Here is a 15181-nt window from a genome sequence, read left to right as displayed (position 1 = left end):
TGATTTATTTAACCAGTAGACCCCTCTTTTATCCTGAGCTTAATATTTAAATGTTTGTATCGATTCCTGTAAATCTATCGCCATTTTCGCTAAATGTGTGGAAGCCGCCGCTACTTCCTCCATTGCCGCATTTTGCTCTTGGGAAGAAGCGGCAACGCTTTGCACATGACGGCTTGATTTCATAGATACCTCACCTATGTAGTCAATTTCTTGGACAAGCTGTTCAATATCTTGATGGATGGTACGAATAGCTGCGGTAACTAACTCCGTCTGTGCTTGAACATCATTAATAGCATCATCAATTTGTATAAAATTATCTCTTGCCACATTAACCTTATCCCGACCTACATGCACCGAATCATTGCTATTGACCATATCTTCTTCAATTATTCTTGTACTGTCAGTAATTTGAGCTACTACTTTTTCAATTTCCACTGCTGCAAGATTAGACTCATCTGCCAGCTTGCGTACTTCCTCAGCGACAACGGCAAACCCTTTCCCATGTTCACCGCTTCGTGCCGCTTCAATAGAGGCATTGATAGCAAGTAAATTGGTCTGCGTCGCAATACTTTTAATGACATTTACAGCTGCTACAATAGCTGCTGAATTATCATCTAAATCCTGGACACGCGTATTTAATTCACTCGTATTGGCTGAAATTTCATCCATTTGTACCGTTGCATCGTGGACAGAAGAACGACCTAAACTCGCCATATTTTTCGTTTCGACGGTTGCATCATTAACATTTTGAATGCTAGTGGAAATATCATTCATTTTCTTCAAAATATGGGCCGATAAATTCCGTACATCACCTGTTAAAGTATCCTGCTCTTCAATTCCATGTGCAATATCTTGAATCGACTCTGTGACAACCTCCGTTGCCTGTGTGACCTCCATACTACTTGCCGTTAGCTGCTCAGAGGTCGCTGCCACTTGTTCAGAGGAATTTCCTACTTGCTTCATCATCTGACGAAGCTTTTCTGACATTGTATTGAATGACTCGGCTAGGTGAGCAAATTCATCCTTTGTTTTGAATTGAAGATGGGTGTTTAAATTCCCCTCTGAGAATGTATCCATTTCACTGACCGTTTGTTGGATATTTTTAGCAATCCTTCTACCAAATACAGTGGCAATAATGATGCTAATGAGGAGAGAAATTGCCGCCAATATCAATATTTCAATACCACTTCTTTCCCCTTTTTGCTTGGTCGCCTCTATATGTGCTAGCATGTCTTCCTGCTGTGCAGTGGCCATCGTCTTTCCAAAGACTACAAGTTTCAAAGAGCCCTCTCCTAAAATCGGCAAGGCTACTTGCTGAGCCTGTTCTATTTCGCCACGTTTATAAAGCGGAATAATCTGTCCATCTATCGCCTTTTCCCAATCATCAAGCTGTTGTAAAAATTGTTCAAAATCTTGATTGCGAGCGCCTATTTCTTGAAGGCGATTAATGGATGTATGTAAGGTATTCCGAATTTCATGATGATTGTTTAACATTTCTTCCTTACCATATAATATATATCCTCGAATAGCTGCGTTTGCACGCACAGTTTGGAACGAGATATCTTGATATAGATGGATTAATTCCGTATTGTCTTCGATTTCAGCTAGTGTCCTATTATTATTAGTTAAGAAATACATCGCAATGGCTGTAATCATTAATAAGAAGGCTAGCACGATACCAAAAGCAATTTGTAGTTTACGTTCCACAGTTAATCTCATATGATTCCCTCAATTCTACTGTAATCACCATTGAGTATATCCTACCTAAATCTATTATCCTATAAAATATGTACCTTTTCTCACAAAATATCGCTAAAATTTAACAATAATGAAAACTCCACCTGAAAACTATTGACAATAATATCCACTATTACGCTAGTTTAAATAGGAATTAATCCATTGAAAGCCATGTAGATATAACCAAAAAAGTGGGAGAAGTAATACCATTTTCACGAAAAGCCCCCTTTTTTCCACATATTCACGAATACCTGAAGTAAGCATCAGGACACTTAGTAATAATAAGCTATGCTGAGCCCCATATATTTGCATCGTAAATGTGATCGTTAATGGCAGGAGGACAGGAAGAATAAAATCAGAAGCGAGTCTCTTCTCCTTTTCTTTCATCAAGTTTTTCTGATCAGTTTTCGATGTACCTCCTATTAATTGCTTTGCCAGCATATATGCTAGACTAAAAAATAAAATTGTATACATAATAAATAATAACCATGGCGTTCGGCTTTCTTCATTCAATAAAAGAAAATAATCTACCACTTCTTTAGTTTGTAGTTTATAATACTGCATCGTTTTCTGATCCATGAAGAATAATTGTTCGTCGTCCACCATCACCTTAACAGCCATTTCCTTTCCATTATCGAAACGAATATATAAATCACTCGTTGGGGTAGGTTCGGTTGGTCGACTGGTCGGGACTTTTTTGGTCTGTAAAGCTTGTTGCAGGTGTTCTGTATCTTTCACCTCATAACGGTTAAGGTAGAACACTTGCTTTAATGGATATAAATATTGCTCCTTGCCATCATTTCCAGACATATACCATGCCTGCTCAATCGTTTGAAAATGACTATGCGGAAGGGTTACTAGTTCGTCTCTTTGCCTTTCATTGTTCAAAAACAGCAGGAGGGTGATGAGGCTAAGCGTAATGCCAAGAATTAGTGTAAGTAAATGTCCAACCCGATTCATTGCTTATACTCCTTTACTCTTTACATATATAGTAATTATTGTAATATACGGTTTACCCATCCAATAAGTTTCATCTATACTAAAGGATGGAGGTGGAACGGGAAATGAGCAAGCCAGAATTATATGTTAATTTAGTAGTAGGACCTGATTGTGATTTCGAATCAATGGCCATCCGAGCCGCACTTGAATCCTTTGGTGCAAGGGTAACGCTTCATTTGATTGGTAGACCAAATGATTTGATTGATGTCTTATCGGGCATCGATCTTCATGGCAAAATGGATTATCTCATTTTGAATTTTCACGGAGATGAAGGACGCTTTTGTCTGCCTGAGTTAGGGGAGGATGTGTATGAAGACGATGAACCAAAGAGTTTGTACTTTGGTCCATTGGATATACAAACTTATAGCCGCCTACAGGGTGTAAAGGTTATTGCCGCAGGCTGTACATTAGGGTGGAAACAGCTCGCAACAGCATTTTTAGAAAGTGGCTGTCACTCCTATTTAGCACCAGATGATTATATCGATGGTAACGCAAATCTTCTGTTTCTTATTCGCTTTTTCTATGAGATCATCTCTCATCATAAAAATCAGCAGGAAGCATATGAACTAGCTCAAGCCATTGATTCGGAGACGGCAATGTACAAGCTTTATGTATCATAAAAAAAGATCGTAGCAACTAAAAGATTGCTACGATCTCTCTTATTTTTCGTGGATGTTTTCAAGCATAGCCTTGTTAAACGTTTGCGACTGTCCTCTCGCTATACTTAACGTTTGCCAGTCAGATCCCTTTACTTGCTTCGCGATATATATAATTTGACCAATATGCTGTGAATAATGAGCCATTTGTCTTTCTATCGCATCGATTACCGCTAGCTTTTCCCCTCTGATTGTGACATGTCCCTGCAAATCGGATTCTGTAATACTTGCCAAAGCATCTAAAAATACTTGCCAGCCCTCTTCCCAGACCGCGAGAATTGCTTCTTTTGTATAAAGACTATTGATAAACTCATCATCCCGATTTCGTGTAGTTTTCTCACCATCTGTCGTTAAAAAATCAGTCCAGCGCGAAATCATATTACCACTAACATGTTTAACAATGACCGCGATACTATTGGATTCTTCATTATACGCCCAGTGCAGTTCTGCCCCCTCCAATTGATCCAGTGCCTTATCGCCTAACTCTTTCACACTTTTAAATCTCTTTTGAACAACCTGTAAATACGTTTCCGCAATCGTCATAGTCGATCCCCATCCCCTCTTTTTTATTATTATAAATGGAATATCTTATCATTCACCAGCTAATTTCCGATTCGTCGTCATAAAAGAAAAAAACCATCTCAAAAATTTGAGACGGTTTTCTATTTATAAATTTTCATCAATATATGTTTCAATATCAGAAGCTATTGTATCAATTGGTACATCTTCAATATTTTCAGCGAAGCCATTATACATTTTAACGATTGTTCCCTCTTTATCAACTAGGAAAAATTGATTACCATGGATAACTTGATCACTATTAGGATCATTTTTCACTAAAATTTTCGTATTTTTAACCGCAAACTGTTCAATATACTTTTGTGAATACCCTGTAAGAAGATTCCACTTAGAATCATCTGGCACATTATATTTACTAATATAGTTGGCTAATACTTCTGGCGTATCAACATCTGGATCTACAGAAAAGGCGACGATATTATAATCCTCTACCCCTTTTTTCTGAAGCTTTTCTTGGACTTGTGCCATATTCAAGGACATTGGTGGGCAAATCGATACACAATTCGTGAAAATATACATACCGATCCATGGCTTGCCTTTTAAACTTTCAAGTGAAACTGTCTCTCCACGCTGATTGACATGTTCAAAATCAGGTATCTCTAAACTATAATCTGCTTTAAATTTAGAATTCCCGCAGGCACCTAGCACAGTCACACAGGCTAAAAGCAATACTAGCCCCATTCGTTTATGTTTCATGTTAACACTCTCCCTAACCTACACTATCCTCATCCTAACTTAGGCTGTAAGCGTTGACAAGAACCTCTAGGTGACAGCTTTCGTACATATTTGTGAAATTAATTTCATTTTAAGGAAACAAGTGCCTCATGAATCGCATCTAGCTTTACCTCGACACGGTGTAATAAATAAAAGGACACTAAAATCGGAAAACCAATATCCGATATCATGTTTAACCACTGTTCCATTGCTATGCCCCCTCTCACTAGGTAAAAATGGCCTTTGCAGTTCTCTTAGCAAAGACCATTTTTTCATTATTCTGTTGCTACATCGAATTCTATTACCTTTCGTTCTACAATGCGTGCACCTTTGATAGCTGTCAATGCTCCAGCTTGTCCAGAAAATACATTTTTAGCCATAATAGTTTTCATGACCTGTTGAATGTCAGCTGCTGTTACTGTTGGCTTTGGAGCATCAATCGTAAGCATGGATGTTTTACCATCCGCTGTAACAAATTGTAACTCTAAAACTTGTGTCATTTTGTCATCCCCCCTTAAGATAATTCGCTTGTCTCTTGCTTTTCAATACCGGCTAATGCTTGTGATGAGAGACTGGCCATCGCTTGGGCGACAGCTACTAAATCTTCTACGCTATGTGTCTTAGCGATATTACGATACGATTTAGTAGTGTATGTTGGCTCGTTTTGCTCATTGTAGCCTTCCACATATTTCAGACGCAGTGTAGCTTGTAAAAAATTCACGTTCGCCATCCATCGTCACCTCCCTTCATACACTATATAAAGACGAATTGCTAAAAAAGGGACATTATAGGATGAATTTTTTTTCAGAAGCTTTTATAATAGAGTCAGAGAAGGCAAAGAGGTGAACGATTTGTTACAAGGTTGGTTTTTATGGTTTATTTTATTTTGGGTGGTTGTCCTCATTTCATTGATGGCGATTGGCGGCTTTTTCATGTTCCGCAAGTTTTTAAAAGCACTCCCAAAGCAGGATGGAAAGTCTGATTTAGATTGGCAGGAATTTTATTTAGATAAAACAATCCATTTATGGGGACAAGCTGAAAAAGAGTTACTCTATGAGCTTGTAAGCCCTGTCCCTGAGCTCTTTAGACAAGTAGCAAAGGAGAAGATTGCAGGGAAAATTGGCGAGCTTGCTTTAGAGGAAAAAGCACCTGCCATTAACAATGACCTCATTATTCGTGGCTACATCCAAGCAACACCTAAACGCGATCACAAATTTTTACGCAAAAAATTAGAGCAAATGCAAATTGACATCGCCCCCTACGAACATTTATTTGAATAAAGAAAACTACGCAGCACACAAGCTTGTGCTGCGTTTTTTAGGGGTACTGCTTTGAGCGGACCATCCTCATTTGGCGTTCTATCCGTCTATTCGAGCGTTCTATCCGTCACTTTGGGCGTTCTATCCACCTCTTCTGCAACCTATCCGTCAATTCGAGCGTTCTATCCACCACTTCTGCAGTTCTATCCGTCACTTTGGGCGTTCTATCCGCCACTTTTGCAATCCTAGCCGTCAATTCGAGCGTTCTATACACCTCTTTTGCAGTTCTATCCGTCACTTTGAGCGTTCTATCCGCCACTTTTGCAACCTATCCGTCAATTCGAGCGTTCTATCCACCACTTCTGCAGTTCTATCCACCTCTTTTGCAATCCTATCCATCAATTCGAGCAGCGTTCTATCCACCACTTTTGCAGTTCTATCCGTCACTTTGGGCGTTCTATCCACCTCTTTTGCAGTTCTATCCGTCACTTTGGGCGTTCTATCCGCCACTTTTGCAACCTATCCGTCAATTCGAGCGTTCTATCCGCCACTTTTGCAATCCTATCCGTCAATTCGAGCGTTTCACCCTCCACGATGCATAACAAATTCGCCCCACCTCCCGAATCTAAAGCATAAAAAAACTACACTAGTTTGAGCACTAGTGTAGCTGGGGAATCGTTTTTTTGATTTTTTTAAACTGGATTAACATGGCAATTCGCCAAGGTACTAACATGGCGAAGGCTAGGATCCAGAACATGCCTGCTAATTCACCAACATCGATGGAGCTGCTTAGAACCATTTTAGCCACTACTCGGAATATTAATAAACCAAATAATATAAAAACGAATGCTTTTGAACGTTTTAAATAAATATCTCGACCTTTCACTTCAAATTTGGAAGTGGCAATTAAAATTGTCGAGAACACCATTCCTACAGCGGCTGCTTCTAATATTTGCATCGGTGGTACTCGGAATTGTTCAAATAAAAACATGAGTGCACCAGAAGACATCGCGATGGGCGGAATAATAATTTTCTTCTCATTTGTTGGCATTTTGGAAGCTCTCATACGTATAACCATGACAAAGCTACCCATTAGAATGGCCATAATGGTCGACCCAATAACATAATAGTGAGAAGGGATATTGCTCAACATAAAAGATCCTCCTCTAATGTCAAATTAGCAATTTTGACCAAGTAATTGGTCAGCGACGGCTCTTAATCTTTCTGGCTCAAAGGGCTTGGTAATAAAATCTTTCGCCCCACTTTCAATCGCTTCTACAATTAACTTTTGTTGGCCTAATGCTGTTACCATAATTATTTTTGCATTTGGAAATTCTGGGATAATTTTTTTTACCGCCGCAATACCAGTCATAACGGGCATCGTTACATCCATTGTTACTAAATCTGGTTGTAACTCTCGATACATAGCCACAGCTTCTTTACCATTTGCTGCATTACCTACTACGTCATAACCCCATTCTGAAAACATATTACTGATTGCAACACGCATAAATAGCGTATCATCCACTACTAAAACTGTAGGCACATGTTCATCTCCCTCCACGTTAAAGTACGGTATGCCTCTTTAGTTTAACAAATTAAAAGCCTGTAAATCCACCGAAAATAGGCTGTAATATACGAGTAATATACGTTAATCCATCAAAGAATAACAAGATACCCACGGCAATCATGATATAACCACCGATTTTCACGATTTTTTGGCTATGTGTGCGAATCCAAGTCATTCGTGAAATAAAGAACGATAACACAAAGAATGGGATTGCGAACCCTAAATAATAGGCGAACATATAGCTAAAGCCCGCGCCTGGGTTTGTACTAGCCAACATTATAATAGAAGCTAAAATTGGTCCTGTACATGGTGTCCATCCTGCCGCAAAGGCAATACCAATTAAAACAGATCCCAAATAGCCAGATGGTCGATTTTTAAATTGAAACTTCCGATCCTTCATGAGGAAATCAATTTGTAGCAATCCAACAATCATTAAACCAAATACTACGATTAAAATGGCACCAACCTGACGTAGTAAAGTTTGATAATTCAGGAAAAACTCTGCCGCATAGGAGGCACTTAGTCCGATAATAATAAAAATAATTGAAAATCCTAGTAAAAAGAATAGTGTGTGGAAAATGGCACGCTTTTGTAGCATCCCTTTTTCTGATTTTAGCTCATCTAATGTCATACCAGTTATGTACGATAAAAATGCTGGATACAATGGGAGGGTACATGGTGAAATAAAACTTAGAAACCCTGCACCAAAAGCTAAAAATACGTTAATATCTGTTCCCATATTTTTCGATCGCTCCTTACAGTTACTGCAACCATCGTACCAAAAAAACTGATAAATTGCGCCCTTCCTGATTGTGAACGTTTCATGGCAAAATGATGAGATTTCTGAAAAGTCCTCCCAAACATATAAAAAGCTTAATAAGCTACTTCTGCATTATGCGCCGCTGTTGATTTTCTGTCAACAAAATTCGCCATTATTCTACATTTTTAAATAAGCTTACCTATCTCATTTTTTTAGCCAATGCACCGTTTTTTATACACTATTCAGGAGTAATTATCTGATCTTCATGTATAATATTCATAACAAACGCGCATTTGATTGAAAAAAGAGGTGTAGCTCCTTGGAATTAAAAAAAATAAAACCTAAAAAAATCTATGAAGAAGTGTCCGAAGTTTTGCATGAAAAAATAAGAGGTGGTGTTTTAAAGCCGGGTGATCGACTGGACTCGGTTGAACAGCTTGCTGAACAATTGCAAGTTAGCCGTTCCGCTGTGCGAGAGGCGCTTTCTGCCTTAAAGGCAATGGGATTGATTGAAATCAAACAAGGCTCAGGGACTTTTGTAAAGAGTGTGCCTCCAAACAGACTCGATTTTCCATTATCTACAGCCATGTTATCGAATAAACTTGATATTGCCCGTTTATTAGAAGTTCGCAAAATCATTGAGGTAGGCGCAGCTGCGAGTGCCGCAAACAACCGTACAGAACAGGATATTCAAGTAATGGTTCAAATCTTAGATAATATGAAGCAAGCCCATGGGGATGGTGAACTTGGTGAAAAAGTGGATTATCAATTTCATGTGGCAATTGCAACTGCCTCCCAAAACCCCCTACTTGCTACCATTCTAGATCAAATTTCTGGGCTGATGATTGATACAATGAAAGAAACACGCCGCATTTGGTTGTACTCTAAAAAAACAACAAGCGAGCAACTATATGAGGAACATATGAAAATCTTCCTTGCTATTCAACAGCAAAATGAAGAATTGGCCAAACAGGCGATGACCTCTCATTTAAGCAATGTTGAAAAGGTTCTATTACAATATTTTGAAACAACGGAATCCAACCTGCTTTAAAACAGCCTAGCTCTCGACTAGGTTGTTTTATTTTTTCTGAAAATTCCATCAAAACATCTTCTTTCTTTGAAAAGTTTGTAGTATGATACATATAACCAAAAGTCATCTGATGACCTGTTGTTTATAAAAAGGAGCGATGCATATGAAAGTAACTCTCTTTGCTACTTGCCTAGTGGATATGTTTCAGGGAGATATAGGGAAATCTGTTGTGGAAGTGTTAGAAAGACTTGGCTGTGAAATTGATTTTCCTGAGCAACAAATTTGCTGTGGACAGCCCGCCTATAATAGTGGCTATGTGAAAGAATCCAAAAATGCGATGAAAAGAATGATTACTGCCTTCGAGCATGCTGATTACGTCGTCTCCCCCTCTGGTTCTTGTGTTTATATGTTTAAGGAATATCCAGAGATTTTTAAGGGAGACCCTCTATGGGCATCAAAAGCAAAGGCATTGGCAGCCAAAACGTATGAGTTTACTGAATTTATTGTCCATGTATTAAAGATAGAGGATGTTGGAGCCCATTTAGAGGGCAAAGCTACATACCATACTTCCTGCCATATGACTCGCCTCCTTGGAGTGAATGAGGCTCCTATAAAGTTATTACAAAATGTCGATGGTTTGCAGTATGTGGAGCTCCCAGGAAAAGATAGGTGCTGTGGGTTTGGTGGCACATTCTCTGTCAAAATGGGCAATATATCTGGCGAAATGGTTCAAGAAAAGGTCCACCATGTAGAAGAGACAGGGGCGGATTATTTAATCGGAGCAGATGCTGGCTGTTTAATCAATATGGGTGGTCGTATTCATCGCCAAGGAAAGCCAATTAAAGTAATGCACATTGCAGAGGTTTTAAATTGCCGATAGAAGGAGGAACATTCATGGCCATGAAAACTAGTAATAATCGCTTTCAGGACCGTGTCACAAAAGAGCTTGAAAATCAATTTATGCGTAGCGCTGTTTCCAGAGCTCAGGACCGCTTTCAAACACGTCGTCTACAACAAACTCAGGAACTTGGAGATTGGGAGGAATGGCGTTCACATGGAGAGGAAATACGGAAACATGTTTTAGAAAATCTCGATTATTATCTATACCAATTAAGTGACAATGTTGCCAAAAGAGGCGGACATGTTTTCTTTGCTCAAACTGCACAAGAAGCAACAGCCTATATTCAAGATATTGCGAAAAAGAAAAATGCTGCTAAAATTGTGAAGTCAAAATCGATGGTAACCGAGGAAATAAACCTTAATGCTGCATTAGAGGAACTAGGCTGTGAAGTGATCGAAACGGACTTAGGTGAATACATTTTGCAAGTTGCCGATCACGAGCCCCCATCCCATATTGTAGCTCCTGCTCTGCATAAAAATAAGGAGCAAATTCGAGATGTGTTTAAAGCAAAACAGGGCTACACTCAATCGGAAAAGCCCGAGGAGCTTGCTCTTTATGTGCGTGAAAAACTACGCGATGAATATTTAACTGCCGATATCGGTATAACAGGCTGTAATTTTGCCATTGCTGAAAGTGGATCGATTACGCTAGTCACCAATGAAGGCAATGCTGATTTAGTTACGGCTCTGCCAAAAACTCAAGTCACTGTAATGGGAATGGAAAGAATTGTTCCTACCTTTGAAGAAATGGAGGTTCTCGTAAGCTTATTAACACGTAGTGCTGTAGGGCAAAAGCTGACAAGCTATATTACTACGCTTACAGGAATTAAAGACGAGGGTGATACAGATGGGCCTGAGGAATTCCATTTAGTCATAGTGGATAATGGTCGCTCAGCCATTCTTGGTGGCGAATTTCAGCCTATCTTACAATGCATTCGCTGTGCCGCCTGTGTCAATGCTTGCCCTGTTTATCGTCATGTCGGTGGGCATACGTATGGCTCTATCTACTCGGGTCCGCTTGGTGTAGTACTCTCTCCGTTATTAGGAGGCTATGATGATTTTAAAGAGCTCCCCTATGCCTCAACGCTATGTGGTGCCTGTACGGATGCTTGCCCTGTAAAAATACCTTTACATCAGCTTATTCATAGACATCGTCAGGTCATTGTTGAAAATGAAGGCAAAGCACCCGTTTCCGAAAAGCTACTAATGAAGGCATTTGGCTTAGGAGCATCCTCCCCTACCTTGTATAAGATGGCTACAAAAATGGCCGCTCCTGCAATGGCTCCCTTCACGAATGACCATACGATTACTAAAGGTCCAGGTCCTTTAAAAGCATGGACTGAAGCACGGGATTTCCCTGCTCCGAATAAAAACAGTTTCCGAAATTGGATGAAGCACCGCACAAAAGGAGATGAGGAATCATGACTGGTACCATTCAGCATCGAGAGAATTTTTTAGCAAACATTGCACAGCAGTTAGGGCGTTCACCTATTACAACGCTTCCACGCCCCACGTGGCAGTATCAACCACAAAATCGTACATTAAAAGATGCCACGAGAGACGAATTACTAGAGATTTTCATGAAACAATGCGCCAATATTCATACGAATATTGTGATTTCCAATTGTGCCAAGCTTTCTCAAGATTTGCAATCTGTTGTGGACCAATATGGCGGACAATCCATCATTAGTTCTAGGGACGAGCGATTTCAAGAATTCGGACTATCTGAATTAATGACAGAAAAATGGCCACAGTCTAATATTCAGTACTATGAATGGAATTCACAGCAACCACAGGAAAATATCCTACATGCAGAAAAAGCCAATATAGGCATTACTATTAGCGAGATGACACTTGCTGAATCTGGGACGGCTGTACTTTTTAGCAGTAGAGATCAAGGAAGAAGTATTAGCTTCTTACCAGAAAAATCGATCATTTTAATCCCAAAAAGTACAATGGTGCCTCGTATGACACAAGCAGCACGGTGGATTCGTGAAAAAATCAACAACGGAGAGAAAATTCCTTCCTGTATTAATTTCATTACAGGTCCTAGTAACTCAGCAGATATCGAAATGATTTTAATCGTTGGTGTACATGGCCCGATTCAAGCTACCTATATCGTCATTGAGGATCGTTAAGCCCATTAATAAAGTAAAGCCTTTGATCTCTACTATGGCAGGTACTTAATAATACTCCTATAGTAAAAAATGACAAAAGGTATCGAGCATTTACGTCACGATACCTTTTGTCTATAGTCAGACATGCATTTATGTTGTTGAATGAGGGACACTTTTTGTTATGCCTTCTTTTTCATAATACTCTGGATGTGCTTCTTTTAAAATGGAAGTGCGTAGCATCACAAGTGAAATGGTCATGATAATGACACTCGTAACAGGTAAAATGATTGTGGCCGGTATTGCATCATATAATACGCCATAAACAACCATACCAATTGGCATCATAGACATTGCCATTGTTTCCATTAGACCGAAAACGCGTCCGCGGAATTCTTCTGAGATGATTTTTTGCATATACACCCCTATTGGCATATTTATCCCCATTTCAAAAATGGCAAAAATAAAGTAAATGATTAGGTAGAAAATTACAATCGCGATATAGGAAAAATTCGTGACTAACGGAATGATTGCTAAGGCGAGACTACCTGCTAACAGTAATAAGCTTATTTTTGAGAAACGTAATGGCGCTTTGACTTCTGGTCTTGTTGCAAAATAAAGAGAGGCTATCAGCATACCTGCTGCTCCTGATGCCTCTATAAAACCAAAATGCGTTGATTTTACTTTCAGCAATTCAATAATAATATATGTTCCTCCAACGGCAATCGCAGAAAAAAATAGATTAATCCATAATGCCACCCACATGATTGTTTTTATAACTTTTCGTTGTTTAATATAATGGAAGCCACCTTTAAGCCCTTCCCACACCTTCTCCTTCTTCACATCTTCCCCTCTAGTACTATAGAGTTTAAAATCCATTGTTGCCTCTAAGCAAAACGCCATGATATACGCTACAATATTTACCATTAAAAATATATCAATATTGAAAAATCCATACATCATGCCGCCAATGACTGGTCCCCCAATGGCAGCCACCGACATTGATAATTGATTAAATGACATCGCGCGCTGTAAACGTTCTGGATTTACAAGTGTAGCAATTGCAGATGAAAACGTGACCCCAGAAAATGCGGAACATATTGTATTAAAGACTGTAGCTATGTAAATAGCATAAACCGACATCCCTACCGTTTCTGTATAAATCAGTAATCCCCCTACGGTCAAAATGGTTCCTGCCTGTGCTAATAAAATCGTTCGTTTTTTTGAAAAATTATCCGCTACATAACCTGCCAAGGGTGCTACAAGAGCACGAGGTAACACAGAACAAATCATATTGGTCGCAAAGCTCATGGCTGACCCTGTCATGGCTAATATATACAGGCTAAAACCAAACGCCATGACATTTGCCCCTAACATGGCAATCATTTTACTCGCTGTAAAAGTCCATAAATGATAGGTCGCCTTTCTTAATTTCTCCGTTTCATTCATCTTAAAAACCCCTCCATTTTTTAGTTGAATTAAAAAGTTTAATTTTATTAAACAAAATATACCATAGCTTCCTCTTTTCACGCAAGAAAAAGTTTAATATAATTAAACAAAAGGAGGCGAGGCAGTGAACTCTCTAGGCGCACGAATTCGCAAATTAAGGAAAGAAAAAAAATTAACATTAGAGGCGCTTGCCGGTGATCGTCTAACAAAAGGAATGCTAAGTCAAATAGAAAATGAAAAGGCCAAGCCCTCTATGGAAAGCCTGGACTATATTGCTGAACGGTTAGGTGTCAAGGCTAGTGAATTACTCGAAGAAGTAGCACCCTCATCCATTCGTTCACTTTTAGAGCAGGTGGAAATTTTATTTGCAGAGGTAAAATGGGGAGACATAGTTCGCTATCAAGAAATTGTTGATTTAATCAAGCCATCAGTCGAGGGACTTCCTCATAGTTATGAAGCAGGCCGTTTATTGTATATATACGCTGTCACACAGTATGAAGCAGGATTAACTTCATGGGAAACATCCCTCCTACAAGCGCGCACTATCTTTAAAGAAATTAATTTACTTAGCCATTGGTTCAAAACATTCATCCTGCAAATGTCCATATTAGCGGGAAAACGTCAATATGACCTGGCCTATGCCTGTATTTTACAGGCACAAGAAATTATCAAACAAGAGGATTATCAGCTTGATTCTCGTGACGCTTTATTAATGGCGTATTATACAAGCATTTTACAGCTTGCCATCGGAGAACATGAAGAAGGGAAAAAATTAATAAACGAGACGATTACGAATGCTCATAAAAATCAGCTGTTTTATAAAATTGATGATATGTATCGTATAGGAGCGTATTGCGCGATGATTGACCATGACTTTGAACAAGCAGAGCATATGTTTATGAAGCTGGAGCAATATCGGGCTTTTGCTGAGCGCGCACTAGTAGATGCTTTCATCTTTATTTTACGAGCACATTATAATAATAATTACATGTTTAATTATGAGCAGGCATTAATCGAAATTGAGAGCTTTAATAAGTTGAAGCATGAGGATTTAGATATTTTGGATTCAAACTATTATTATGCGGAAAAAGGAAAGTCCCTATATTTACTCGGTCGTTATGAGGAGGCTAGAGATGTATTTGAGCATTTTCAAAAAGCACCTAATTTTGTCAGCCATCCATATGATATTTTAGGCTTAAATGAATGCTTTTCCTATAAGGCCCTTTGCTATGCACATTTCGGGGAACTTACAACCGCCTATGACATTGCGAAAATGGCTTACACTGATTCACTGGATTTAGTTGATTTACCTTATAAACGCAAAATTGAAGAAGTCTATATGACAATTAGGGCACAAATTGATTCTAATTCCTACTAGTAAAGGGATTGCACTACTTCGTGCAATCCCTTGTTC

The 15181-nt window shown here is 39.0% G+C and carries 18 protein-coding genes; 7 read left to right on the top strand and 11 right to left on the bottom strand.

The window, feature by feature from the left end:
• Positions 1-39: 39 nt before the first annotated feature.
• Together A2J09_RS04660 and A2J09_RS04655 are read right to left on the bottom strand one after the other, a co-directional pair.
• Positions 40-1719 carry a methyl-accepting chemotaxis protein gene (locus A2J09_RS04660; protein ID WP_012293926.1) on the bottom strand — a complete coding sequence of 560 codons (1680 nt, stop codon included), beginning with the start codon at positions 1717-1719 and terminating at the stop codon, positions 40-42.
• A gap of 156 nt (positions 1720-1875) precedes the next feature.
• Positions 1876-2697, bottom strand: coding sequence for a hypothetical protein (locus tag A2J09_RS04655; protein WP_036161299.1), 822 nt, complete (start codon positions 2695-2697; stop codon positions 1876-1878).
• A gap of 104 nt (positions 2698-2801) precedes the next feature.
• On the opposite strand from A2J09_RS04655, the gene A2J09_RS04650 reads away from it, so the two are divergent.
• Entirely contained in the window at positions 2802-3356 is a 555-nt protein-coding gene (locus A2J09_RS04650) for a hypothetical protein (RefSeq protein WP_036161297.1), read from the top strand.
• A gap of 39 nt (positions 3357-3395) precedes the next feature.
• On the opposite strand, the gene A2J09_RS04645 is transcribed toward A2J09_RS04650, so the two are convergent.
• The 5 genes from A2J09_RS04645 to A2J09_RS04630 all read right to left on the bottom strand — a co-directional run bounded on the left by A2J09_RS04645 (position 3396) and on the right by A2J09_RS04630 (position 5415).
• Positions 3396-3935 carry a DUF1572 family protein gene (locus tag A2J09_RS04645; RefSeq protein WP_012293922.1) on the bottom strand — a complete coding sequence of 180 codons (540 nt, stop codon included), beginning with the start codon at positions 3933-3935 and terminating at the stop codon, positions 3396-3398.
• Positions 3936-4058: 123 nt separating this feature from the next.
• A complete protein-coding gene (locus A2J09_RS04640; RefSeq protein WP_012293921.1) occupies positions 4059-4667 on the bottom strand; it encodes an SCO family protein in 609 nt (202 codons plus the stop codon).
• 104 nt (positions 4668-4771) lie between these two features.
• Positions 4772-4894, bottom strand: a complete 123-nt coding sequence (locus A2J09_RS22760) for a YvrJ family protein (RefSeq protein WP_012293920.1) — start codon at positions 4892-4894, stop codon at positions 4772-4774.
• Between the two features lie 66 nt (positions 4895-4960).
• Positions 4961-5185 (bottom strand): DUF2922 domain-containing protein, encoded by a 225-nt coding sequence (locus A2J09_RS04635; protein ID WP_012293919.1) that lies wholly within the window; start codon positions 5183-5185, stop codon positions 4961-4963.
• Positions 5186-5199: 14 nt separating this feature from the next.
• Complete coding sequence (locus tag A2J09_RS04630) at positions 5200-5415, bottom strand: DUF1659 domain-containing protein (RefSeq protein ID WP_031419598.1); 216 nt, start codon at positions 5413-5415, stop codon at positions 5200-5202.
• 121 nt (positions 5416-5536) lie between these two features.
• Between A2J09_RS04630 and A2J09_RS04625 the strand changes: the two genes are divergently transcribed.
• Positions 5537-5965: a DUF2621 domain-containing protein gene (locus A2J09_RS04625; RefSeq protein ID WP_008175629.1), complete on the top strand. Its 429-nt coding sequence runs from the start codon at positions 5537-5539 to the stop codon at positions 5963-5965.
• A gap of 637 nt (positions 5966-6602) precedes the next feature.
• Here the strand turns inward: A2J09_RS04625 and A2J09_RS04615 are convergent.
• Genes A2J09_RS04615 through A2J09_RS04605 form a run of 3 tightly spaced genes read right to left on the bottom strand, consistent with a single transcriptional unit; the run spans position 6603 to position 8253 of the window.
• The gene (locus tag A2J09_RS04615; protein ID WP_031419595.1) at positions 6603-7097 is read right to left on the bottom strand and encodes a CcdC family protein; all 495 of its coding nucleotides are present in this window, start codon (positions 7095-7097) and stop codon (positions 6603-6605) included.
• Positions 7098-7121: 24 nt separating this feature from the next.
• Positions 7122-7508 carry a response regulator gene (locus A2J09_RS04610; RefSeq protein ID WP_012293914.1) on the bottom strand — a complete coding sequence of 129 codons (387 nt, stop codon included), beginning with the start codon at positions 7506-7508 and terminating at the stop codon, positions 7122-7124.
• Between the two features lie 34 nt (positions 7509-7542).
• Positions 7543-8253: a cytochrome c biogenesis CcdA family protein gene (locus tag A2J09_RS04605; protein WP_031419593.1), complete on the bottom strand. Its 711-nt coding sequence runs from the start codon at positions 8251-8253 to the stop codon at positions 7543-7545.
• Positions 8254-8593: 340 nt separating this feature from the next.
• Between A2J09_RS04605 and A2J09_RS04600 the strand changes: the two genes are divergently transcribed.
• From A2J09_RS04600 to A2J09_RS04585, 4 genes are all read left to right on the top strand, one after another.
• Positions 8594-9325: a FadR/GntR family transcriptional regulator gene (locus A2J09_RS04600; RefSeq protein WP_036161291.1), complete on the top strand. Its 732-nt coding sequence runs from the start codon at positions 8594-8596 to the stop codon at positions 9323-9325.
• A 142-nt stretch (positions 9326-9467) separates the two neighbouring features.
• Positions 9468-10184 carry a (Fe-S)-binding protein gene (locus A2J09_RS04595; protein WP_036161289.1) on the top strand — a complete coding sequence of 239 codons (717 nt, stop codon included), beginning with the start codon at positions 9468-9470 and terminating at the stop codon, positions 10182-10184.
• Positions 10185-10198: 14 nt separating this feature from the next.
• Positions 10199-11629 (top strand): LutB/LldF family L-lactate oxidation iron-sulfur protein, encoded by a 1431-nt coding sequence (locus A2J09_RS04590; RefSeq protein WP_012293911.1) that lies wholly within the window; start codon positions 10199-10201, stop codon positions 11627-11629.
• The gene (locus tag A2J09_RS04585; RefSeq protein WP_031419589.1) at positions 11626-12342 is read left to right on the top strand and encodes a LutC/YkgG family protein; all 717 of its coding nucleotides are present in this window, start codon (positions 11626-11628) and stop codon (positions 12340-12342) included. Before A2J09_RS04590 ends, A2J09_RS04585 begins: the two co-directional genes overlap by 4 nt.
• A gap of 129 nt (positions 12343-12471) precedes the next feature.
• Here the strand turns inward: A2J09_RS04585 and A2J09_RS04580 are convergent, their stop codons facing one another.
• Positions 12472-13767, bottom strand: coding sequence for an MFS transporter (locus A2J09_RS04580; RefSeq protein ID WP_036161287.1), 1296 nt, complete (start codon positions 13765-13767; stop codon positions 12472-12474).
• Positions 13768-13891: 124 nt separating this feature from the next.
• On the opposite strand from A2J09_RS04580, the gene A2J09_RS04575 reads away from it, so the two are divergent.
• Entirely contained in the window at positions 13892-15145 is a 1254-nt protein-coding gene (locus A2J09_RS04575; protein WP_062794079.1) for a helix-turn-helix domain-containing protein, read from the top strand.
• The last annotated feature ends 36 nt before the right edge of the window (positions 15146-15181 follow it).

The sequence above is a fragment of the Lysinibacillus sphaericus genome (assembly GCF_001629735.1).
Classification (GTDB): Bacteria; Bacillota; Bacilli; order Bacillales_A; family Planococcaceae; genus Lysinibacillus; species Lysinibacillus pinottii.
The sequence above is the reverse complement of the archived record's forward strand: the minus strand, read 5'-3'. Positions and strand labels throughout refer to the sequence as shown.

Bases quoted from the DNA above. Each gene is read 5' to 3' on its own strand.
- A2J09_RS04660 (WP_012293926.1), bottom strand. From the start codon at position 1,719: ATGAGATTAACTGTGGAACGTAAACTACAAATTGCTTTTGGTATCGTG.
- A2J09_RS04655 (WP_036161299.1), bottom strand. From the start codon at position 2,697: ATGAATCGGGTTGGACATTTACTTACACTAATTCTTGGCATTACGCTT.
- A2J09_RS04650 (WP_036161297.1), top strand. From the start codon at position 2,802: ATGAGCAAGCCAGAATTATATGTTAATTTAGTAGTAGGACCTGATTGT.
- A2J09_RS04645 (WP_012293922.1), bottom strand. From the start codon at position 3,935: ATGACGATTGCGGAAACGTATTTACAGGTTGTTCAAAAGAGATTTAAA.
- A2J09_RS04640 (WP_012293921.1), bottom strand. From the start codon at position 4,667: ATGAAACATAAACGAATGGGGCTAGTATTGCTTTTAGCCTGTGTGACT.
- A2J09_RS22760 (WP_012293920.1), bottom strand. From the start codon at position 4,894: ATGGAACAGTGGTTAAACATGATATCGGATATTGGTTTTCCGATTTTA.
- A2J09_RS04635 (WP_012293919.1), bottom strand. From the start codon at position 5,185: ATGACACAAGTTTTAGAGTTACAATTTGTTACAGCGGATGGTAAAACA.
- A2J09_RS04630 (WP_031419598.1), bottom strand. From the start codon at position 5,415: ATGGCGAACGTGAATTTTTTACAAGCTACACTGCGTCTGAAATATGTG.
- A2J09_RS04615 (WP_031419595.1), bottom strand. From the start codon at position 7,097: ATGTTGAGCAATATCCCTTCTCACTATTATGTTATTGGGTCGACCATT.
- A2J09_RS04605 (WP_031419593.1), bottom strand. From the start codon at position 8,253: ATGGGAACAGATATTAACGTATTTTTAGCTTTTGGTGCAGGGTTTCTA.
- A2J09_RS04595 (WP_036161289.1), top strand. From the start codon at position 9,468: ATGAAAGTAACTCTCTTTGCTACTTGCCTAGTGGATATGTTTCAGGGA.
- A2J09_RS04590 (WP_012293911.1), top strand. From the start codon at position 10,199: ATGGCCATGAAAACTAGTAATAATCGCTTTCAGGACCGTGTCACAAAA.
- A2J09_RS04585 (WP_031419589.1), top strand. From the start codon at position 11,626: ATGACTGGTACCATTCAGCATCGAGAGAATTTTTTAGCAAACATTGCA.
- A2J09_RS04580 (WP_036161287.1), bottom strand. From the start codon at position 13,767: ATGAATGAAACGGAGAAATTAAGAAAGGCGACCTATCATTTATGGACT.